General features: G+C 54.4%; 17 protein-coding genes and 3 tRNA genes. 8 read left to right on the top strand and 12 right to left on the bottom strand.

Annotated elements, in window-relative coordinates:
* The first annotated feature begins 129 nt into the window (after positions 1 to 129).
* Positions 130 to 216, top strand: a tRNA-Leu gene (locus tag KO116_RS08120).
* Between the two features lie 95 nt (positions 217 to 311).
* A tRNA-Leu gene (locus tag KO116_RS08115) sits at positions 312 to 398 on the top strand.
* A gap of 44 nt (positions 399 to 442) precedes the next feature.
* Here KO116_RS08115 and KO116_RS08110 read toward each other — a convergent pair.
* Positions 443 to 1,459: an IS30 family transposase gene (locus tag KO116_RS08110; protein ID WP_035565389.1), complete on the bottom strand. Its 1,017-nt coding sequence runs from the start codon at positions 1,457 to 1,459 to the stop codon at positions 443 to 445.
* 88 nt (positions 1,460 to 1,547) lie between these two features.
* Here KO116_RS08110 and KO116_RS08105 point away from each other — a divergent pair.
* Positions 1,548 to 1,634: transfer RNA gene (locus tag KO116_RS08105), tRNA-Leu, on the top strand.
* Between the two features lie 98 nt (positions 1,635 to 1,732).
* Here the strand turns inward: KO116_RS08105 and KO116_RS08100 are convergent.
* Both KO116_RS08100 and KO116_RS08095 read right to left on the bottom strand, forming a co-directional pair.
* Complete coding sequence (locus KO116_RS08100; RefSeq protein ID WP_035565026.1) at positions 1,733 to 2,593, bottom strand: DNA/RNA non-specific endonuclease; 861 nt, start codon at positions 2,591 to 2,593, stop codon at positions 1,733 to 1,735.
* Between the two features lie 90 nt (positions 2,594 to 2,683).
* A complete protein-coding gene (locus tag KO116_RS08095) occupies positions 2,684 to 2,959 on the bottom strand; it encodes an Lrp/AsnC family transcriptional regulator (protein WP_008958975.1) in 276 nt (91 codons plus the stop codon).
* A 267-nt stretch (positions 2,960 to 3,226) separates the two neighbouring features.
* Here KO116_RS08095 and KO116_RS08090 point away from each other — a divergent pair, with 267 nt between their 5' ends.
* Positions 3,227 to 3,541 (top strand): high-potential iron-sulfur protein, encoded by a 315-nt coding sequence (locus KO116_RS08090; protein ID WP_035565013.1) that lies wholly within the window; start codon positions 3,227 to 3,229, stop codon positions 3,539 to 3,541.
* A 125-nt stretch (positions 3,542 to 3,666) separates the two neighbouring features.
* On the opposite strand, the gene KO116_RS08085 is transcribed toward KO116_RS08090, so the two are convergent.
* The 5 genes from KO116_RS08085 to KO116_RS08065 all read right to left on the bottom strand — a co-directional run bounded on the left by KO116_RS08085 (position 3,667) and on the right by KO116_RS08065 (position 12,255).
* Positions 3,667 to 5,238 carry a SpoVR family protein gene (locus KO116_RS08085; RefSeq protein ID WP_035565015.1) on the bottom strand — a complete coding sequence of 524 codons (1,572 nt, stop codon included), beginning with the start codon at positions 5,236 to 5,238 and terminating at the stop codon, positions 3,667 to 3,669.
* A 25-nt stretch (positions 5,239 to 5,263) separates the two neighbouring features.
* Positions 5,264 to 6,550, bottom strand: a complete 1,287-nt coding sequence (locus KO116_RS08080) for a YeaH/YhbH family protein (RefSeq protein WP_035565018.1) — start codon at positions 6,548 to 6,550, stop codon at positions 5,264 to 5,266.
* Positions 6,551 to 6,612: 62 nt separating this feature from the next.
* Positions 6,613 to 8,535 (bottom strand): PrkA family serine protein kinase, encoded by a 1,923-nt coding sequence (locus KO116_RS08075; protein ID WP_035565019.1) that lies wholly within the window; start codon positions 8,533 to 8,535, stop codon positions 6,613 to 6,615.
* Between the two features lie 294 nt (positions 8,536 to 8,829).
* Complete coding sequence (locus KO116_RS08070; RefSeq protein WP_008958970.1) at positions 8,830 to 9,876, bottom strand: threonine aldolase family protein; 1,047 nt, start codon at positions 9,874 to 9,876, stop codon at positions 8,830 to 8,832.
* Positions 9,877 to 10,233: 357 nt separating this feature from the next.
* Positions 10,234 to 12,255: an NADPH-dependent 2,4-dienoyl-CoA reductase gene (locus KO116_RS08065; RefSeq protein ID WP_035565021.1), complete on the bottom strand. Its 2,022-nt coding sequence runs from the start codon at positions 12,253 to 12,255 to the stop codon at positions 10,234 to 10,236.
* A gap of 185 nt (positions 12,256 to 12,440) precedes the next feature.
* Between KO116_RS08065 and KO116_RS08060 the strand changes: the two genes are divergently transcribed.
* On the top strand, positions 12,441 to 13,355 hold the full coding sequence (locus KO116_RS08060) for a DMT family transporter (RefSeq protein WP_035565022.1): 915 nt from the start codon (positions 12,441 to 12,443) through the stop codon (positions 13,353 to 13,355).
* 42 nt (positions 13,356 to 13,397) lie between these two features.
* Positions 13,398 to 14,966 carry a bifunctional GNAT family N-acetyltransferase/carbon-nitrogen hydrolase family protein gene (locus KO116_RS08055; protein WP_035565024.1) on the top strand — a complete coding sequence of 523 codons (1,569 nt, stop codon included), beginning with the start codon at positions 13,398 to 13,400 and terminating at the stop codon, positions 14,964 to 14,966.
* Between the two features lie 363 nt (positions 14,967 to 15,329).
* Here KO116_RS08055 and KO116_RS08050 read toward each other — a convergent pair whose 3' ends face one another.
* From KO116_RS08050 to KO116_RS08035, 4 genes are all read right to left on the bottom strand, one after another.
* Complete coding sequence (locus KO116_RS08050) at positions 15,330 to 16,379, bottom strand: IS110 family transposase (protein ID WP_045812102.1); 1,050 nt, start codon at positions 16,377 to 16,379, stop codon at positions 15,330 to 15,332.
* A gap of 173 nt (positions 16,380 to 16,552) precedes the next feature.
* Positions 16,553 to 16,852: an MGMT family protein gene (locus KO116_RS08045; RefSeq protein WP_035556784.1), complete on the bottom strand. Its 300-nt coding sequence runs from the start codon at positions 16,850 to 16,852 to the stop codon at positions 16,553 to 16,555.
* A gap of 29 nt (positions 16,853 to 16,881) precedes the next feature.
* A complete protein-coding gene (locus KO116_RS08040; RefSeq protein ID WP_035556781.1) occupies positions 16,882 to 17,490 on the bottom strand; it encodes an FMN-dependent NADH-azoreductase in 609 nt (202 codons plus the stop codon).
* A 190-nt stretch (positions 17,491 to 17,680) separates the two neighbouring features.
* Entirely contained in the window at positions 17,681 to 18,547 is an 867-nt protein-coding gene (locus KO116_RS08035; RefSeq protein ID WP_035556779.1) for a LysR substrate-binding domain-containing protein, read from the bottom strand.
* A gap of 153 nt (positions 18,548 to 18,700) precedes the next feature.
* On the opposite strand from KO116_RS08035, the gene KO116_RS08030 reads away from it, so the two are divergent.
* Together KO116_RS08030 and KO116_RS08025 are read left to right on the top strand one after the other, a co-directional pair.
* On the top strand, positions 18,701 to 19,891 hold the full coding sequence (locus KO116_RS08030; protein WP_144408576.1) for a TauD/TfdA family dioxygenase: 1,191 nt from the start codon (positions 18,701 to 18,703) through the stop codon (positions 19,889 to 19,891).
* A gap of 67 nt (positions 19,892 to 19,958) precedes the next feature.
* Positions 19,959 to 20,897, top strand: coding sequence for an ABC transporter substrate-binding protein (locus KO116_RS08025; protein WP_035556776.1), 939 nt, complete (start codon positions 19,959 to 19,961; stop codon positions 20,895 to 20,897).
* Positions 20,898 to 20,911 lie beyond the last annotated feature (14 nt).

The following is a 20,911-nucleotide window of genomic DNA, read 5'->3' as shown; positions in this document are numbered from 1 at the left end:
ATAGGCGCAGTATAGCGCTGCACGTTCAATCACCCAACCGTCTTAGACGTTGTTTATACAATTAGCTTTATAAAAAGCGCATAAGGGGTCTTGCATTTAACCATCACCCCGGTATTATACGCGCCACTTGCCCAGATGGCGGAATTGGTAGACGCGCTAGCTTCAGGTGCTAGTGTCCGTATGGACGTGGAGGTTCAAGTCCTCTTCTGGGCACCAAACTGCTTTTATACTATCTTTTTGTATACGCAGTTCAGTGCTAAGCAAGTAAAGGCAATAAGCCAGTCAATGTAAGTAGCAACAAGTTTGTGTTCGCCCAGGTGGCGGAATTGGTAGACGCGCTAGCTTCAGGTGCTAGTGTCTGTATGGACGTGGAGGTTCAAGTCCTCTCCTGGGCACCATACGAACACAAACGGGGCGGATGCAGACACTGAGTGCAACACCGTCAATGTATAGATGACAGGGCCTCATGGTACTTCGCCATCTGCTCGCTCATCACCTCAATAGGGCACTTGAAGTCGAAGCGCTTTCGGGGGCGCATGTTCAACTCAAGTGCGATCTCATCCAGTTCTTGCTGGGTATAGACCGATAGATCCGTTCCCTTGGGCAAGTACTGCCGTATGAGACCATTGATATTTTCGTTGGCGCCTCTCTGCCACGGACTATGTGGGTCGCAAAAATAAATGGCAATACCGGTATTCTGGGTAATCTTGGCGTGCTGCGTCATCTCGCGCCCCTGGTCATACGTCATGCTCTTCCGCGCAGCCAATGGCATCCGGTTCAGCGCAGCGCTAAAGCCTTCCACGGCCGAGGTGGCGGTCGCATCGTTCATCTTCGCCAGGATCAGGTAACCGCTTTTCAGTTCTACCAGGGTTCCGACAGCCGATGCGTTGCCCTTGCCTTTGATCAGGTCGCCTTCCCAGTGCCCGGGAAATTCACGTTTCTCTACCTCGGGAGGGCGGAGGTGGATGCTGACCATATCAGGAATCTGGTTGCGTCGATCAACTTGCCCACGTCGGGGCTTACGGGTGGATTTTCCTTGCCGCAAGCAGTGAATCAGTTCCTTTCGCAGCTCACCGACGGGCAACGCGTAGATAGCACTGTAGATCGTTTCACGGCAGACGTAGGCGTCTCGGAGGTCAGGGATATTCATATTCCTGAGCTTGCCGCTAACCTGCTCGGGTGACAAGCGCCGACGCAGCATGTACTGAATCAGTGCGAACCGAGGGCTGCCCGGAAACAGTTTTCGCCTTGGTCGACAATTGTCTCGGCGGTCATGACGGCGCTGTTGCGCGTGTGACGGGCGGTAATGGCCATCGGACGATCCATTGCGCCGTATCTCTCGACTGATCGTCGCCGGGGACCGCTCAAGCAGGGCTGCTATCTTCCTGATGCTCAAGCCTTGTGCGAGGCTGACTTGGATCGTCGCACGCTCTTCTATGCAAAGTTCAGAATATGACATGGGGTCAACACCTTACCGGTTTGGTCAGGTGTTGCACTCAGAATTTGCGGCCAAGCGGTAAGTAACTAATCTAAGCTGTTAATGATGCGCCCAGGTGGCGGAATTGGTAGACGCGCTAGCTTCAGGTGCTAGTGTCCGTATGGACGTGGAGGTTCAAGTCCTCTCCTGGGCACCATGATGTATATGGGCCAGTCCGCATCATTCTTAATACCCCTTTGTAATATGTTCAGCGCTCGCCAACCTCCTGTAATCGCCTTGCTAATACACTACTTCCTATTGAAATCGCCCTGGGCGTCGCGCCACTTCTTCAAGTGCCCAACCCTGTACTCGCAACTCCCCTTCCAGCACTGACTCTACTTCCGTCGTTAATTCAGGGAAGAAGTTAAGCCCCGTGCGCGTTTCTATGTCATCAATGGTTACCAGGTAATCATCCAGCGGCTCATTGCCGCGTACGTCTTGCGGCATAATAAATGCCAACGCTAATGGTGCCTCACTGTGCGGGGCGACAATGATCTTATAAAACGCTTCAGGCACTTCAACCAGACCTACCCGATTAAACACGTTATCCATAAAGCGTTCAGGAAATACCGGCCCCGTGATCACCTGCAAACGATCAAAGCGTGGTGCAAAGTGATCCATAACGACTTCTTCTAAACGCTGCCACAGCTGTCGGTTCAGGTTGGGACGCTGCGGGGTCATATTGCTCATAAGGAAGGTGTCGACCTGTGCGCTACGCCCATGCACCGCGGCGATCGCATAATTGGGCGCCATATGCCCTCGGTCATATCCACTGCCCGCGTAGCTATCCGTGCCTACCGGCCACAGTGTGCGCCAGTCGGCTTGAAAATTTGGCCGGGAACCAATGCTTGAATCGTCTACCGCTTCAACCTGATAGCTTACCCAGAGCGGATTAACCCGCACATCAGACCAGCCAACTAAATAGCCGTCGTTGCGCAATACACGGTGAAGCGTAGTAGGACGAAATTTCTCCCAGGTAGGCACTCCCATCCACGTAAAAGCATCTTTATGCTGGCGCTCTTGAAATTCCCACAGCCCTGTGCCAACGGCAACAAACAGCACGGCAATGCCCAGTCGTCGACCCTGTCGACGCCAGCTCGAAAGCGATGTTCCCAACACTCTTACTCCCTGGTTAGCGCTGATGAACGCCTATCGTTTTATCTCGCCTAAAGCTACTACATACCGTGGCGATAAAAGCGGCCCCAATTACCAGCCTAGTGAAAACATCGTTTCGAGATCGTGGCGGGAGTGAACCTGCATGGCATTCAACGTTTCTGTATCGCTGATACCTTCTACAGCATTTAAGCGCTCCGTCACTAGCTCAGCCAAGCTCTCAAAATCGCGAGTACGGGCAATCGCCACCAAGTCGTAGCGGCCACAGGTAGAATAAACTTCACTAATGCCTTCTACATCAGCTAAGCGCTCGGCCACGGCTTTCACTTGGCCTTTATCGGTATTGATTAAAATGACTGCGTTTTGCATGGCGTGCCCCTCAAGAGAAAATAATGGCAACAAAATGTCGTCTTTAAGCTGCGCAGAGTATAGCAGCGACTAGGAAGCGAGCGCAGCACCCAGCAACAGCGTGACCAATTGTCGCTGTACATCTCACGGCATTCGCACAAGCTTTGCACATCCGCTAGCATGTAAGAGAGAACTCCGACTTATAAGTTTATTCGGAGCACTAATAGAGGTGGATAACCACCCGACAACCGTGACCAAACGTCATAACCGTGACGATAAGGAGAAATCATGGCTAATAAGAGCCGTCGTGACTTCATGCGCAACAGCATGTTAGGGCTTGCGGCCCTACCGCTGGGTGTCGGCATTCTTTCCAAGACTGCTTTCGCTCAAGAGCTGCCGCGTCTTGATCCTTCCTCAAGCAATGCCCAAGCGCTTAACTACGTCGAAAACGCCAGTGAAGCAAGCGATCACCCTGCTTATGAAGATGGCGAGCGCTGTGATAATTGCATGTTCTTCAATGCAGAGACAGAGGGTTGTCAGCTGTTTCCTGAGAACAGTGTTGAGCCAGGGGGCTGGTGTCAGTCTTGGACTGCACGAGCCTAAACAGCTGCCGTTTAAAGCGGTTACTGCTGTACTAACAACTACCCCGCGCTTTGCGCGGGGTAGTTGTTTTTAAAAAGCTATTTATTAAAGCGCTGTTTTAAAAAACTGGCTTACGCAGACACCGTTTAAGAAGCATGGTTCTCATCTTCAACCGGCCAGTGAAAACGCCGCGTCACTTGCCCCTCCTCCATTGAGACCAGATGAACCGGAAAACCCCATAGCTGCTGTAGATGGCGAATAACCGGATAAACGCTGCGCCCCAGCGGGCGGCGATTATCCTGTACGTGATGAAGCGTCAATGAGCGATCCCCACGAATGGCCGCCTCGACCACTTGAATGTTGGGCTCGCGAATAGAGAGTGCATACTGCGTTGCGAGCGCTTCACGCACCTGGCGATAGCCCTGTTCGTTATGTATCGCCGCTACTTCCAGGGCCTCTAACTGATCATCATCCACCACTAAAAAAAGCTTATGGTCACGCATCACCTTCGGCGACAGAAACTGCTGAATAAACGACTCATCCTTAAAGTTGCGCATCGCAAACTCCACCGTTTCCCGCCACGGGGTGCCCGCCACATCTGGAAACCACTCACGATCCTCGTCGGTAGGGTTTTCGCAGATGCGCTTAATATCCATAAAAATCGCGAAACCAAGCGCATAAGGGTTAATCCCGCTGAAGTGAGGGCTATCAAAGGCTGGCTGGTTAATGACAGCGGCGTGAGACTGCAAGAATTCCAGCATCAGCCCTTCATCGACATTGCCGTCGTCGTAGAGTCGATTCATTAACGTGTAGTGCCAGAAGCACGCCCAGCCCTCGTTCATCACCTGCGTTTGCCGCTGGGGATAAAAATACTGCGCCAGCTTGCGCACAATTCGTACAATCTCACGCTGCCAAGGCGCCAGCAACGGGGCGTTTTTCTCTATAAAATAGAGCAGATTTTCCTGCGGCTCTGAAGGGTAAAGCCCGCCGCTATGTAAACCTAATGGGTCATCGTCATTGGCATTGTGCAAACTTCCCGGCAGCGAAGACTCCCCAGTTGGCGGTTCGGGAATGGTTCGCCAGAGCATATTAACCTGGGTTTGTAGATAGGCTTCCCGCTCATCCTGGCGCTTCGCTTCCTCTTCTGCAGAAATCGGTGAGGGGCGCTTGTAGCGGTCAACACCGTAGTTTTGCAGCGCATGGCAAGCATCCAGCAGCTGCTCGACAGCTTGCACGCCGTGACGCTCTTCGCACTGGGCAATATACTTACGTGCAAACACCAGGTAATCGACAATAGAAGAGGCATCCGTCCAAGTACGGAACAGGTAGTTACCTTTAAAAAAGGAGTTATGACCGTAGCAGGCGTGGGCCATCACCAACACCTGCATCATCAGCGTGTTCTCTTCCATCAAGTAGGCAATACAAGGGTCAGAGTTAATGACCAGCTCATAAGCCAGGCCCATCTGGCCGCGCTTGTAAGCCCCTTCGACGGCTAGAAACTGCTTTCCGAATGACCAGTGGTGGTAGCCCACCGGCATGCCCACGCTGGCGTAGGCATCCATCATTTGCTCCGTGGTGATCACTTCTATCTGATTGGGATAAGTATCCAGACGATACTCATCAGCGAGCCTTGCCAGCTCCGCATCGAAGCGCTCCAGCAGGTTGAAGTTCCAATCGGAGCCGGTGGCAATCGGCTTGCGCTTGCGGGTCGCACTCATAGCCCACTCCTCTATTACACGGCCACTAGGACTGGCTTAAGCGGCGTTTGAACAGCTCGCGAAAGACCGGATAAATATCGCCCGCCTCTATAATTTGCCGCATGGCAAAGCGTTCGGGAAATTCTTTGACCACACTTGCATACTCATGCCACAGCGATTGATGGTCATGAGGCGTGATCTCAACGTAAGCATAGTATTGCAACTGCGGCATTAGCTGTTTGATCAGCAGGTCGCGGCAAATATTCGAGTCGTCATCCCAGTTATCGCCATCGGAGGCCTGGGCCACATATAAATTCCACTGCCCCACTGGATAACGCTTTTCAATGATCTTATTGACCAGATTCAGCGCACTGGAAACAATCGTACCGCCGGTTTCCCGTGAGTAAAAAAACTCCTCCTCACTAACTTCCCGGGCAGCGGTGTGGTGGCGCACAAACACCAGTTCGACTTTTTCGTAGTGTTTCTCCAAAAACAGATACAGCAGCAAGAAAAAGCGCTTAGCGATATCTTTATGGTTTTGGGTCATCGACCCCGAAACGTCCATGACACAAAACATTACCGCCTGATTAGAAGGCTGCGGCTGGGCGCTTAACTGGTGGTAGCGCAAGTCATAGGTATCAATGAACGGCACGCCAGCAATACGTTTTTCCAGGCGTTCGATTTCAGTTTTCAGCTCGGCAATACGGGCCGGGTTACGCAATACCGGGTCTTTACGCTCTTCGGCTTCCAGGGTCTCTTGAGCTTCCTTAAGCGCCCGTTTAATCGGCGCGCGCATGGCAATGCGCCGAGCGTAGGCTTCGCGCATCGAACGGGTAATGCTGATCCGGGAAGGCACGCCATCTTTAGACAATCCCGCCCGCACCATTTTGACCTCTTCCAGCGACTTCAACGGTTTGCGCTGCAAATGGGGTAACTCAAGCCCGTCAAACACAAACTCCAGAAACTCCTCGCGGCTGAGGGTGAAGGCGAACTCATCCACCCCTTCCCCCTGATTAGAGGCGCCGCCTTCCCCCGCACCACTACCGCCGCCCTGCCCGCTAGGGCGGCGTATTTTATCGCCCGCTACAAACTCCTTGTTGCCTGGTGAGACGATATTGCGCGTTCCGCCCGGGCCATGCTGAAACACTGGCTCAGAGATATCCTTCGCCGGAATAGATATTTTTTCACCGCGCTCCATATCAGTAATGGAGCGGCGATTAACGGCCTCTTCAACCGAACGCTTGATATGCTTGCGATAGCGCTCTAAAAAGCGCTGACGGTTCACCGCGCTTTTATGTTTAGCGTTAGGCCTTCGATCAATAAAGTAGGTCATACGACCTCCTGAGACGCTTTTCTTAAGCACTGTTTTAACAACAGCCCTTAACTATCCGTCCCTTACTGGGACTTACGCACGCGCAGGTACCACTCGGACAGTAATCGAACCTGTTTTTCGGTGTAGCCGCGCTCAACCATCCGCGCCACAAAGTCTTCATGCTTCTTCTGGTCTGACCGGGAGGCCTTGGCATTGAACGAAATCACCGGTAGTAGCTCCTCGGTATTGGCGAACATTTTATGTTCGATAACACCTTTTAGCTTTTCATACGACTGCCAGCTCGGATTCATGCCATTATTTTGCGCCCGCGCCCGCAGCACAAAATTGACCACTTCATGGCGGAAGTCTTTCGGGTTGGAGATACCCGCCGGTTTTTCGATTTTCTCCAGCTCTTCGTTCAGGGACTGGCGGTTCAACAGCTCGCCGGTTTCATGGTCGCGGTACTCCTGATCCTGTATCCAGAAATCAGCATAGGTCACATAGCGGTCGAAGATGTTTTGACCATATTCGCTGTAGGATTCGAGGTAAGCGGTTTGAATCTCCTTGCCAATAAAGTCCACGTAGCGGGGTGCCATATACTCTTTGATGAAGCCCAAGTAGCGTTCAAACACTTCCGACGGCAGCTGTTCACGCTCCAGTGCCTGCTCCAGCACATAAAGTAGATGCACCGGGTTGGCAGCCACTTCGGTGCTATCAAAGTTGAATACCTTAGAAAGAATCTTGAAGGCGAAACGGGTGGAGAGCCCTTGCATGCCTTCGTCAACCCCCGCCGCATCGCGATACTCCTGAATCGACTTGGCACGCGGATCGGTGTCTTTCAGGTTTTCACCGTCGTACACGCGCATCTTGGAATAGATATTGGAGTTTTCCGGCGCTTTAAGCCGTGACAACACCGAGAACTGCGCCAGCATGCGCAGCGTATCCGGCGCGCAGGGCGCGGCGTTTAGTGAAGAGTCCTCGAGTAGTTTTTGATAAATTTTGATCTCTTCAGTGACCCGCAGGCAGTAAGGCACCTTGACGATATAGACCCGGTCAAGAAATGCCTCGTTGTTACGATTGTTGCGAAATGCCTGCCATTCAGACTCGTTAGAGTGCGCCAGGATCACGCCATCAAAGGGGATTGCTCCCATGCCTTCGGTGGGGTTGTAGTTGCCCTCCTGCGTCGCGGTGAGCAGTGGATGCAGCACCTTGATCGGCGCCTTGAACATCTCCACAAACTCCATCAACCCCTGGTTGGCACGGCATAAGCCACCGGAGAAGCTATAGGCATCCGGGTCGTCCTGGGAGTAAAGCTCCAACTGGCGGATATCGACCTTACCTACCAGCGAGGAGATATCCTGGTTGTTCTCATCGCCCGGCTCGGTTTTCGAAATGGCAATTTGATTCAACCGTGAGGGGTACAAGCGCACCACCCTAAACTGGGAAATATCACCGCCATACTCTTTAAGCCGCTTCGCCGCCCAGGGCGACATCACGCTGCGCAGATAACGCTGAGGAATACCGTACTCTTTCTCTAACAGCTCGCCATCCTCCTCGGGAGAGAATAAACCAAGTGGCGACTCATAAACCGGCGAGCCCTTAATGGCATAGAACGGGATGCGCTCCATCAGTAACTTCAAGCGCTCTGCCAGTGATGACTTACCGCCACCCACTGGACCCAGCAGGTAGAGGATCTGCTTGCGCTCTTCAAGCCCTTGCGCCGCATGGCGGAAGTAGGCAACGATTTGCTCGATCGCCTCCTCCATACCGTGGAACTCTGCAAAGGCAGGGTAGCGGCGAATCACTTTGTTGGAAAAAATGCGTGACAGACGCGGGTCTTTCGCCGTGTCGATCACTTCAGGCTCGCCTATGGCTTCCAGCATGCGCTCGGCGGCGCTGGCATAAACCTTCGAGTCACGGCGACAAAGCGCCAGGTACTCCTCAAGGCTCATGTCTTCTTGCTGAACGCGGGCAAATCGGTCTTGAACGTGATCAAAGATGCTCATGGAACTCTCCTGTGGCCTAACCCCAGGCAGTCACCGCCAAGCCAAGTGTTTCGCAACGGTGTGCCAAACGAGGTGTCGCTTTTTTTAGCGTAGTCAGCATTAGCAAAAAGTGATGACTAAAACCTTCAACGCAGCGGCGATACAGTTAAGAGAATTATTCAGGGGATTAGTTGCGTTAAATAAAGCAACGGGCGACGAAAGGGAGCGCACTAGAGCAGTTACGCCGCTGCCAGGGCAACGGCGTAACTAGATGGCAGGTACTAAACAGCGGCAAAAGAGGTACTGTTTTCGCGCTTAACGCTCAAGCACGGCACGAATATCCGCTAATAACTCATCAAGTAATTCAACGGTGGTGTTCCAGGCACATACAAATCGGGCACCGCCTGCGCCAATAAAGGTATAGAAGGTCCAGCCTTTGGCTTTCAACGCTTCAATTGCCGGGAGTGGCAATTCAACGAAAACGCTGTTGGCCTGGGTAGGGAACATCAGTGAGACACCCGGCAACGCCTGCAGGCCTTCTGAGAGGTAACTCGCCATGGCATTGGCGTGTTGGGCATTGGTTAACCAGGCGCCGCTTTCTAACAACCCTAACCACGGCGCTGAGATAAAGCGCATTTTCGATGCCAACTGGCCTGCCTGCTTGCAGCGATAGGAGAAATCTTCGGCTAACTCACGGTTAAAAAACAGGATCGCTTCGCCAAACGCTAGACCGTTCTTGGTACCTGAAAAACACAGCGCATCCACGCCCACCTGCCAGGTCAGTTCAGCGGGGGTGGCATTTAGACTTGCACAGGCGTTGGCAAAGCGGGCACCGTCCATATGCAACCGCAGGTCATGTTTATCAGCAATGGCGCGAATCGCCATCAGCTCTTCGCGGGAATAAAGCGTGCCCACTTCGGTCGCTTGGGTCAGCGAGACCACTTTGGGTTTGGGGTAGTGAATATCGCTGCGCTTGGTGACCAGCGCCTCGATACCTTCCGGGGTAAGCTTGCCATTGGCGCCGGGTGAGGTCAGCAGTTTCGCGCCGTTGGAGAAGAACTCCGGGCCACCACACTCGTCGGTTTCAATATGCGCCAGCTCATGACAAATAACGCTATGGTAGCTACGCCCCATCGCTGAAAGGGCCAGTGAGTTAGCAGCGGTGCCGTTGAAAACGAAGAAGACGTCACAATCATAGTCAAACATTTCGCGGAAGCGATCTGCGGCACGGGCCGTCCAGGTATCGTTACCGTAAGCCAAATCATCGCTGCGGTTGGCTTCTAAAAGATATTCCATCGCCTCCGGGCAAATACCGGAGGTGTTATCACTGGCTAAAAAACGCGGGCTACACTCCGAGGTCATGACAGTTGTCCTTATATCTGGCGATCTTACGGCACAGGCTGGGTGCCACCAGTGCCTTTAATGCCTAGCTATGCTTAATAGCCAGGCCAAGAAATCCCTTAATAACAGGACATTCAGTCTATCGCCATTAATGGGTAAACGTCACCCGCTCTACTAGCTTGTCTAGAACTATATCAAATACATCGGTGTCGAGAGCAGACTTCCGAGAGGACGCTGTAAACCCATCCATGGGCGCTACTTTCGCCATCTGACCGCCATGGATGGCGGAAATGCCGTCATTGTCAGGAACATTTTCCGGCCATGGCGAAAGACTTTCTCTTCAACCCGCCCTCACACCTAGTGAAAGTTTTGACCCGATTACAGGATAGCGGCCAGACGTGTGCCCTGCTCAATCGCCCGTTTAGCATCCAGTTCGCTGGCTTCATCGGCACCGCCAATAATGTGCACCGCTACTTTTGCCTGCTCCAGCGGCGCCAGTAACTCCCGCACCGACTCTTGCCCGGCGCACACCACCACGCTGTCTACCGCCAACACTTGATCAACGCCCTCGCGGCGAATATGCAGCCCTTGGTCGTCGATTTTGAGGTACTCGCAGCCCGTTAGCGTGGTGACCCCACGGGCTTTAAGCGAGGCGCGGTGCACCCAGCCCGTGGTTTTACCCAGGTTTTTACCCGGTTTGGAGCTTTTACGCTGCAGCATCACGATCTCGCGGGGAACGTCTGGCGGTGTCGGTGTTTTTAAACCGCCGCGTTCGCCCACTGCTAAATCAACGCCCCATTCGTCGCACCAGTCAGCAATATCCAACGCGGGGTGTCCTTGGTGTGTCAGCAGCTCAGAGACATCAAACCCAATCCCCCCCGCGCCGATCACGGCTACTTTACGCCCGACCCGCTCGGGCGACTCAATCGCCTCGGCGTAGCTCAGTACCTTTGAATGGTCGTGGCCCGGCAGGCTTAGTTCGCGGGGTCGAACGCCGGTGGATAGCACCACTTCATCAAAATCGGCAAGCGTTTCTGCGGTTGCCGTGGTGTTCAAGCGCACCTCTACCGAATACTTTTCTAGCATCACGCGGTAGTAGCGCAAGGTTTCGTTGAACTCTTCTTTGCCAGGAATTCTACGTGCGTAGTTAAACTGCCCGCCGAGCTCACTGCGCTGTTCAAACAGCACCACGTTATGCCCGCGGCTGGCCGCCGTCACAGCCGTTGCCAGCCCCGCCGGGCCGCCGCCAACCACCGCGACTCTTTTACTCGTTTGCGCAGGCTCTATTACCAGCTCGGTTTCATGACAGGCGCGGGGATTAACCAAACAGGAGGTCAGCTTGCCGGCAAAGGTGTGATCCAGGCAAGCCTGGTTACAGGCAATGCAGGTATTGATCTCGTCTGCTAAGCCTTCCTGGGCTTTACGCACCCAGGCGGGATCAGCCAGAAAAGGCCGCGCCATGGAAACCATGTCGGCGTGGCCCTCTGCCAGCACCCGCTCGGCGACCTCGGGCATGTTGATGCGGTTAGTGGTGATCAATGGAATCGAGAGCGCCGACTTGATGCGCTTAGTCACCTCGGTAAAGGCCGCTCGTGGCACGCTAGTCACAATCGTGGGTACCCGCGCTTCGTGCCAGCCGATACCAGTATTAATGACATTAGCGCCAGCAGCTTCAATCGCTTGCCCAAGCGTAACCACCTCTTCCCAGGTACTGCCCTCTTCAACTAGATCAATCATCGAGAGTCGGAAGATAATCACGAAACGCTCACCTACTGCCTCGCGTACACGACGCACAATCTCCACGGCAAAGCGCATGCGGTTTTCAAACGCCCCGCCCCACTCGTCCTCGCGCTGATTGGTGCGTTGGCAAATAAACTGATTAATCAGATAGCCTTCAGACCCCATCACCTCCACGCCGTCATAGCCTGCCTGCTGGGCCAGACTCGCGCAGCGCACGTAGTCGGCAATTTGCTGCTCCACCTCGTCGCTACTTAGCGCCCGTGGCATAAACGGATTGATCGGGGCCTGTATCGCCGAAGGTGCTACGAGATCCGGTGAGTAGGCGTAGCGTCCGGCGTGCAGAATCTGCATGCATAGGTGGCCGCCTTCAGCGTGCACCGCATCAACCACTTGGCGGTGCTCCAACAGTTGCGCTTCGCCAACAAGCGCGTTGGCCCCCTGAAAAACCGCGCCTTCTGCATTGGGGGCGATACCGCCAGTGACAATCAGGCTAACCCCCTCCCGCGCCCGCTCGGCATAGAAGGCGACTAGCCGTTCAAAGCCATTCGGCGCCTCTTCCAAATTGGTGTGCATCGAGCCCATTAAGACGCGGTTAGGCAGCGTCAAATGACCAATCGTTAGCGGTCGGAAAAGATGCGGATAGGCGGGCGTCTGGGTCATCACGGGTCTCCTGAATCTTATTAGTAGCGTTGCAAGGCAAATTCAAACAAGCGTATGACATCCTGAGCATCACGTATAGCCCTTAGATCTAGTCCTTCAATCTAGTCCCTCGATCTTTTGCCAACCGCTTGCCCAACGCGCGAATCCGCGTCACATTACCCGGCTAACGATAAGGAACAGTTGCTATGCCCTTAATTTACTTTTTGCCGCCGCTCGCCACTGTATTGATATGGTCGGGCAATATGACCATTAATCAGCTTAGCGTAGGCGCCATTGCGCCCAGTAGTATCGCCTTTTTACGCTGGTTATTAGCACTCGCGGTGATGACGCCTTTTGTGCTGCCTGCGGTGTTGCGTCACCGTGACGAGATTCGTCGCCAATGGCCGAAGCTTGCGCTACTCGGGTTACTCGGCATGGGCCTATGGCAGGGGCTTGCCTATGTGGCGGCAGAAACCACCACCGCCACCAATATGGGCATTCTTGCCGCCATGGTGCCGTTGCTAACGGTGCTGCTTAGCGCGCTTATTCTCCGCGAACCACCGACTTTAGGCGGTATTTTGGGCGGGGTGCTGGCGTTTGTGGGCGTCACCGTATTGCTAGGGCGTGGCAATCCGCTTTCGCTACTGCAACTCCAGGTCGCCCTGGGCGATGCACTGATGGTGGTCGCAGCCACCTGCTACGCGCTATATGGCGTGATGCTCAAGCGCTGGTCAATGAACTTACCGCCTTGGGTCATGCTCTACGCCCAAGTCTGTTTCGCCGTCCTATTCTTGTTGCCGCCCTATTTAATGGGGCCAATGACGCCGATTGATGGGCAGAATATCGGCTTGATTCTCTATGCAGGTATTCCCGCCTCAGTCATCACTACGTTTCTATGGATGCGGGCGGTACGTCAAATCGGTGCCAATCAATCGAGTATTTTTATCAACCTGATGCCGCTATTTAGCGCAGTCATTGCCATGATCTTTTTAGGTGAGCGAGTGGCTGGTTTCCACTTTGCAGGCGGGCTACTCATCCTTGCCGGGGTGATCATGGCGCAAACACTGACACGGCCGTTAACCCGCGAGTTAACACCAGATAAGCCGAGCAACGCCCAATAATGCTAGAATGGGCGTTTACTTCTGACGCTGGGAAGCCCTGATATGTCCCTGGAAGAACTGCATCTTAATCTGCGCAACCTAATGAGCGATGACTACGATCAGCTCAAGGCATTGATGGACGCTGTCTATCACGATATCGGTGGAGCTTGGCCAAAGCGCACGATCGACAAATTAATTCAGGAATTCCCTGATGGCCAAATCGCCATTGAGGACGATGGACTGCTGGTGGGCGTGGCGCTCACCGTACAGGTGGATTACGACGAATTTTCCAACCCGCATAAATACGATGACCTGATCGGCCACCGCGAGATCATCCTCAATGATGAGGATGGCGACGCCATGTACGGCTTGGATGTGTTAATTCACCCAGACTACCGTGGTTATCGCTTGGGCCGCCGCCTTTACGAAGCGCGTAAAGAGCTGTGCCGCTCCATGAACCTGCGCGCGATACTGGCCGGTGGGCGAATTCCCGAGTATCACCAGCACGCTGATGAACTCACGCCCGCTCAGTACATTGATAAAGTCTCACGCAAAGAGATCTACGATCCGATTCTCTCTTTCCAGCAGGCTAATGACTTTCAGGTTAAGCGCCTGCTGCGTAAGTACCTGCCGGAAGATGAACAGTCGCGCGGTTACGCTACCCTGCTAGAGTGGAACAACATTCTGTTTGAGCCTGCTGCCAGTGTGCTCGACAACAAGCCTACCCAAGTACGGGTAGGTGCTGTGCAGTGGCAAATGCGTGAGTTCTCCTCAGTGGAAGCCGCGCTTCAGCAGATTGAGTACTTTGTTGATGCGCTGTCTGACTACCAGAGCGATTTTGCGGTATTCCCAGAACTGTTTTATGCCCCCTTGATGGGCCTTCAAGACCGCGCCGCCCAGCAGGATCAAATGGGCGCCATTCGCTTTTTGGCGGGTTTCACCGAGCGCTTTAAAGCGGAACTCTCGCGCATGGCGGTCTCCTACAACATCAACATTGTCGGCGGTTCGATGATTGAGGTCGGTGAGGATGACCGCCTCTACAACATCGCGTACCTGTTCCACCGCGACGGCAGCGTTGAGCGCCAGGCCAAGTTGCATATAACACCTCAAGAGCGCCGCGATTGGGTCATTGAGGGTGGCGATGAGCTGCAGGTGTTCGATACCGACGCTGGGCGAGTGGGCATCCTGATCTGCTATGACGTGGAATTCCCAGAGCTTGGTCGTCTGCTGGCCGACCAGGACATGGACATCCTGTTCGTACCCTTCTGGACCGATACCAAAAACGGCTACCTGCGCGTGCGCCACTGCGCTCAGGCGCGGGCAATTGAAAACGAGTGCTACGTGGTGCTGTGCGGCAGCGTCGGCAACTTGCCCTCGATTGAAAACCTGGATATCCAGTACGCGCAATCCGCGGTGTTCTCACCTTCTGATTTCGCCTTCCCCCACGATGCGGTGCTGGCGGAAACCACGCCGAATACCGAGATGATCTTCTTCTCGGACTTGGACTTGACCCGTTTGACGGTAGTGCGTGCTGAAGGCTCGGTGACCAACTTGAAGGACCGCCGCAAGGATTTGTTTGATTTACGCTGGCGCGACTGGTCGTGGAAATCGGGTGCTAACCTGGAAGAGTGAAATGAACCGTGAGAAAACTCACCAACGCCATTCATAAACACAAAACACCGCCCAATTTGGGCGGTGTTTTGTGTTCGCGCCAGATTTCGCTAATGTCATTGCGTATAGGGACTCCTCCCCGGTTGCAAGCGACGATGATGAACAACATAAGCCGATGCGTGCGTATAGTCGGTCTCTCAATGGGGACGCTATCCCCTGACCCTGATGAACGTCGCGCACCTTCTCTCCTCCACGAGGCGTAGGCTTTTTCAGCCATCGCAATGAGCAGGTTTTGAGAAGGTCGGTCTGACCTGTTTTTCATCGATCGTTGCCCGGCAACAAGGTAGCCGCCTGTCGGCGCTTAGCCGCTGATGGTGCTACCGCTTAGCTCACCATCAGCGCGGAACCGTCGTTAAACTCTCTACAATAGGACTGTCCGCTGTGCAGAACCGCCCAGGCGGTTCGCACTGTCTTGTTCGCTAACGCGACAGCCGCTTTGTTCTTGCCAACGCGAGCGACCAGGGATCGTAGCCAACGACTTTTAGCATCCTGTTTGTCACCCACGGTGTTGATGACCGAGTGTGCGCCACGTATCAGGGCGGCTTTCAGCGAGATTTGCCCCGTTCGGCCAATGCCCTTGATCTTCGCGATGCCACCACTGCTGTGTTGTGTCGGGGTTAACCCCAGATAGGCTGACGCTTGGCGACCTTTCTTGAACGCGTCGCCGTTACCGAGGGCGCTATAGAGCTGGGTGGCGACCACCGGCCCCACTCCCTCAATCGCCAACAGTTGGCGACAAGGCATCACCGCACGGCTCATCTGCTCCACGCGCTTATCCAGTGACTGAATGCGCTCATTGAGCCGATCCAGCTCCGTCATTTGTTCAGCGAGTAAGTCACGCATCAGCATTGAGAGTTCGTTGTCGGCATCTTCTAGGGCGCGCCAGACACGTTGCTTTAATGCCTTCTGACCACGACCGCTGATAATCCCGTACTCCTGTAATAAGCCATGAACCTGATTGATCAACTGGGTGCGTTGATGAATATACCTTTCCCGAATGCGGTGCAGGCTCTGAATATCCTGTTGCTCGACGCTTTTGAGCGGTACAAAGCGCATATCAGGGCGCAACCCGGCCTCTACAATGGCGAGCGCGTCATTGGCATCTGTCTTATGCCCCTTGCGAAAGGGCGTTACAAACTGGGGCGATATGAGGGCAACGGTGTGGCCGAGGGCCTGCAGTTGTCGCGCCCAATAATGCGATCCACCGCACGCTTCCATAAATACCCGACAGGCCGGTTGGCGGCGCATAAAATCCAAGACCTGATGCCGTTTAAGCTCTTTGTTGACCTGAACACGCGGGCGGCGAGTGTCGACAACACACACTTGGAAAACACGCTTTGCCAGATCAATACCGATTATCTTATGCTTGTTCATGACTCTTCCCCTCCGCATTGAAGTGGTTCAACTATCAATGTAGCTCGCTGAAGCTTCGAGAGGGGAGGAGTCCCTTTCATTGAGCCAAGCGAAGCAACTAGAGTTAATTGTCTCCGCGGCATAGATTGCTTCGTCGCGAGCTCCTCACAATGACAGTGAGGGCTTCGCGCAGCTCAATCAGGCCAAACAAGATGCGCGGGTACGCGGCCTTTGGCATCGAACAGAATACCTTCATCGCGTAACTTGCGGTATTGGCGCTCTGCCCCACCGTGATCCGCAAGCTTTAAAGAGGATGCAATCACGCGATGCCAAGGCAATTGGTGGCCATCCGGCAGGTGGCGCATCGCCGAACCCACCATGCGCGGAGTAGCGCCTTCGGTCATTGCTGCAATGCGGCCATAGGTAGTCACACGGCCCGGCGGAATCTGATCGACAATCGTGTAAATCTGTTCGAGTAATTCGGGCCGGGGCATGTGGAATTCCTTCTAACGCAAGAGGAGGCTTAAAACCCCTCAACCAATTGATCAATCGCCTGAAAAGCTTCTTTGAGCGCAGCGTCGCGATGCTGCTCACCCATGTTCAAACCTTCAGCATAGACCACCTGGGTATCTTTAATCCCCATCAAGCCGAGCATGGCTTTGAGGTGCGGCGTTTGGCTATCCATTTCGGTCCCTGCGTACTGGCCGCCACGGGCTGCCAGAATAATCGCCCGCTTGCCTTCTACCAAGCCTTGAGGCCCATTTTCGGTATAACGGAATGTTTCTCCAGCCCGCAGCACGCGGTCAAACCACGCTTTCAACTGCGAAGGAATACCCAGGTTATACATCGGCACTGCAATCACCAGCACATCATTAGCACGCAGCTCTGCCAGCAGCGTTTCCGAATGCGCAGCCAACTCGTGTTGCTCGGCGCTGCGTTCTGCAGCCGCCACTTGCCAGGCGCCCAGCTCGTTGATGTCCAGATGAGGCAGCGTATTTTTCACCACATCACGTTGGGTGACATTGATACCGTCACGAGCGTTAGCTTGCTCGATAAAGCGATTAGCCAGCGCATCGGATTGGCCGTTTTCCGCCAGAATAGAAGAGGTGATTACCAGGGCACGCGTCGTCATTGATAGCTCCAAGGATCATTAGGTTGATGAATTGGAAGCTATTCTACGGCGCTTTCCGATAAGCAAAAGCGCAACGTTTTCCGACTTGTATTCGATTAAATCGAATTATCCGAGGGTGCTCTGTTTTATTCACATCCTTTTCACACATTCACCGGTCAAGCCAGCGGGAAGTCGCAACCGGCATGGCTCTTCATCCCATCGAGTTGCACAGCCACTGCCAGACCAACCCTGCTTCATCGCTAACATGGCGTCGGCTTGGCCGTACCAGCCAAAAGCGCTCGTCGCTAGGCACACTAATAGTAAAGGGCGCCACTAAATCGCCACGTTGCTCCATTAAACGCCGGTGAGTAAGCGCAATGCCGCCACCTTGGCTGGCCAGTGCCAACGTCATGACTTGGTTATCGCAAGTGAGCGACCAACACTGCGCCTCAACATGGGCAGCACCCGCTTCCTGCAACCAGCCCGGCCACCCCACCCCAAACCCCACGGCGTGCAGCAGCGTGTGCCCGGCCAGATCACTCGGCGCAGAGAGCGTCTCTGCCAAGGCCTGGGAGCACACCGGCAGCAGATGCTCTTCCCCTAGCGGCTGCATTTCAACGCCGGTCCACTCCCCTTTGCCATAGCGAATCTCGATATCAGCCCCTTCAGGGCCAAAGTCATCAGGCCAGATAGCGCTGACCACACGAATCGCCACCTGCGGGTGGGCGCGATGGAAGGCAATCAGACGCGGCGCCAGCCACGACTGCTGAATGGCAGGCGTGGCACGCAGTGTGACCGGTTGCTCGGTTGTGCTACCAAAGACCTCCAAGGTCCCTTCGCTGATTCGGACAAAGGCGTCATGAATACTCGGCAGCCACGCTTGCCCCGCTGGGGTTAATGTTAAACTGCGGGCATGGCGCACAAACAGCTTCTGCCCGACACGGTCTTCCAGCAACCGAACGCGCTGACTGATCGCCGCCTGGGTTACTCCAAGCTCATTGCCTGCAGCGGTAAAGCTTAATGTACGCGCTGCGGATTCAAAGGCTTGCAGCCATAACAATGGCGGTAACTGACTCATGAAAAAGAGACCTATAAATAAAATGATGTCTTAGGGGCCAGATTAATCGTTTGTCACTGACGCTGCTACTCCCCATCCTGGTTAGCACTTAAGCACACCCCCCTAACGCACAGCCATCTGGCTCTGCCGCAAAGGGAGCGATTCGGAGTCATCATGAATAGCGCGCTACAAACGAAGGCAACGATACCAACGACAAATAACGCTCAAGCCCCAGACATGGGCGAATTAACCCCCTACCAAACCGGCCCCGCACTCACTCAGGCAATGCTCACCCAACACGGTGTTGCACTTGAGTGGCAAGATGGCGAGCAAACCACCCTGCCCCTGCTCTGGCTACGCGATCACTGTGCCTGCCACGCTTGCCGTCATCCGCAGACCCGTGAACGGCTTTACCTGCCGCTTGAAGCGATTTCCGAGCCGCCAACCGTGGCGCTACTGGATGGCCACCTGCATTTGAACTGGCAGGACGGTCACGTTAGTGCATTTCACAGCGGCTGGCTTTATCAGCGCCGGCCAGAGGCGAGCCTTACCTCAGCCGTCCCCAATGCCAAACCGTGGGTCGATAACTTCGCGCCTGAGCGCATAAACCATAGCGACTTCCTCACGCCCCAAGGCGAAAAAGCCTGGTTAACCGCTATGCTGCGCGATGGCCTGGCGCTGATCACCGACGGCCCTTTGGTAGAAGAAGAAGTCAGCCGGCTGGCTGAGCGTATTGGCCCACTGCGCGCCACCAATTTTGGTGCCCGCTTTGATGTGCGCTCTAAGCCCAACCCCAATAACGCGGCGTATACCGCGGTAGGATTGCCGCTGCATATCGACTTACCCAACTGGCGCCAACCGCCGGACATTCAGCTGCTCTACTGCCTGCAGAACGAAGCCAGCGGCGGCGAATCGCTATTTGCCGATGGAGCGCGGGTTGTCGAAGCGCTGCGTCAGCAAGACCCTACGGCGTTAGCCATTCTTAGCGAGACACCAATTGATTTTCGCTTTCAGGATGAGACCCACGATATCTCTATGCGGGCACCGGTAATTACGCTGGATAGCGCAGGCAATCTGGTTGAGATGCGCTTGAACAACTGGATTCGCGACGCACTTCATTTACCGGTAGAGCAAATGGATGCTTGGTATAGCGCCTATGCCCTATTGTGGAAGTTATTTCACAGCGAAGCACACCAGTTGGAGTTCTCCCTTCGCCCTGGGCAGATGATTGCATTTGATAACCGCCGCGTACTGCACGGACGCCGCGAATTCGACCCCAATAGTGGCGCTCGCCATTTACAAGGCACCTATCTAGACCGCGATATGCTGGCCTCACGCCTTCGCGTGCTAGCCCGCAATGTTTAGCGGCTTTCGAGTTTAAGCACCTATCTAGCCACAGCGTTTATCTGACAAAAACTAGCAAGGAGATCGTATGACACATTTTAAACCTCTCATCTCGGGCATTGCCCTTGCCACCACGGCACTATTGGGCACGAACGTACAAGCTGATGATCAAACCCTCGATTTCGGCGTACCCTCTTGGCCCGGCATTACGGTTAAAACCGCTATTGCTGAGCAGCTATTGAAGCCGCTCGGCTACGAGACCAGCGTCCAGGAAATCGGCCTGCAGGTGATTTATCAGGGTATTGAAAGCGGCGATATAGACGTCTTCCTGGGTGCTTGGCTGCCTGCCCAACGCGAGATGTTCAATCCCCGCAAAGAGTCGGGCGTGCTCATTGATGTGGCGAACAATGTCGATGGCGCACAAATGACTCTGGCGGTACCTGAATATCTCTTTGATGACGGCCTGCAAAGCTTTGCCGACCTTGATGACTACCGCGACCAGTTGGATGGCGAGATTCATGGTTTCGGTGCTGGCTCGGCGGCCAGCGAAATTCTTAACAACGCCATTGATAACGACACCTGGGGACTCGGAGACTGGCAATTGGTCGACACCAGCGAAGTCGCCATGCTTTCCGCCGCACGCAATGCGATCTCCCGGGAAGAGCCGATTGTCTGGGTAGGCTGGACGCCTCACTGGATGAACCTTGAGCTGCCGATGCGCTACTTGGAAGATCCCGAAGATCTGTTCGGTGAGAACAACGGTGAAAGCGACGTATTGACCCTTCTGCGCAGTGACTATGCTGACGCTAATCCCAACGTCGTGGCGTTCTTTGAGCAATTCACCTTCTCCGCCGAAGAGCAGAGCTGGATGATTCAGGCATTTGGTCAGGAAGAGCGCGATCTTGCCGAGGTCGCCGAGCAGTGGATCGTTGATCACCCCGAGCGCATTGAAGCCATGCTGGCTGACGTGACCACCACCGACGGTGAGCCCGCCTGGCCGGTGATTGAAGCAGAACTCAACAACTAATCGTTCGCCTAAAG

The sequence above is a fragment of the Halomonas sp. KO116 genome, assembly GCF_000734975.2.
GTDB lineage: Bacteria > Pseudomonadota > Gammaproteobacteria > Pseudomonadales > Halomonadaceae > Vreelandella > Vreelandella glaciei.
Note: the sequence above shows the minus strand (reverse complement) of the source record. Positions and strands in the feature narration are given on the sequence as shown.

What these genes read in the sequence shown, in the direction of transcription:
- KO116_RS08110 (WP_035565389.1), bottom strand. Translation starts at nt 1,459, where the DNA reads ATGTCATATTCTGAACTTTGCATAGAAGAGCGTGCGACGATCCAAGTC.
- KO116_RS08095 (WP_008958975.1), bottom strand. Translation starts at nt 2,959, where the DNA reads ATGCAAAACGCAGTCATTTTAATCAATACCGATAAAGGCCAAGTGAAA.
- KO116_RS08090 (WP_035565013.1), top strand. Translation starts at nt 3,227, where the DNA reads ATGGCTAATAAGAGCCGTCGTGACTTCATGCGCAACAGCATGTTAGGG.
- KO116_RS08085 (WP_035565015.1), bottom strand. Translation starts at nt 5,238, where the DNA reads ATGAGTGCGACCCGCAAGCGCAAGCCGATTGCCACCGGCTCCGATTGG.
- KO116_RS08080 (WP_035565018.1), bottom strand. Translation starts at nt 6,550, where the DNA reads ATGACCTACTTTATTGATCGAAGGCCTAACGCTAAACATAAAAGCGCG.
- KO116_RS08075 (WP_035565019.1), bottom strand. Translation starts at nt 8,535, where the DNA reads ATGAGCATCTTTGATCACGTTCAAGACCGATTTGCCCGCGTTCAGCAA.
- KO116_RS08070 (WP_008958970.1), bottom strand. Translation starts at nt 9,876, where the DNA reads ATGACCTCGGAGTGTAGCCCGCGTTTTTTAGCCAGTGATAACACCTCC.
- KO116_RS08065 (WP_035565021.1), bottom strand. Translation starts at nt 12,255, where the DNA reads ATGACCCAGACGCCCGCCTATCCGCATCTTTTCCGACCGCTAACGATT.
- KO116_RS08060 (WP_035565022.1), top strand. Translation starts at nt 12,441, where the DNA reads ATGCCCTTAATTTACTTTTTGCCGCCGCTCGCCACTGTATTGATATGG.
- KO116_RS08055 (WP_035565024.1), top strand. Translation starts at nt 13,398, where the DNA reads ATGTCCCTGGAAGAACTGCATCTTAATCTGCGCAACCTAATGAGCGAT.
- KO116_RS08050 (WP_045812102.1), bottom strand. Translation starts at nt 16,379, where the DNA reads ATGAACAAGCATAAGATAATCGGTATTGATCTGGCAAAGCGTGTTTTC.
- KO116_RS08045 (WP_035556784.1), bottom strand. Translation starts at nt 16,852, where the DNA reads ATGCCCCGGCCCGAATTACTCGAACAGATTTACACGATTGTCGATCAG.
- KO116_RS08040 (WP_035556781.1), bottom strand. Translation starts at nt 17,490, where the DNA reads ATGACGACGCGTGCCCTGGTAATCACCTCTTCTATTCTGGCGGAAAAC.
- KO116_RS08035 (WP_035556779.1), bottom strand. Translation starts at nt 18,547, where the DNA reads ATGAGTCAGTTACCGCCATTGTTATGGCTGCAAGCCTTTGAATCCGCA.
- KO116_RS08030 (WP_144408576.1), top strand. Translation starts at nt 18,701, where the DNA reads ATGAATAGCGCGCTACAAACGAAGGCAACGATACCAACGACAAATAAC.
- KO116_RS08025 (WP_035556776.1), top strand. Translation starts at nt 19,959, where the DNA reads ATGACACATTTTAAACCTCTCATCTCGGGCATTGCCCTTGCCACCACG.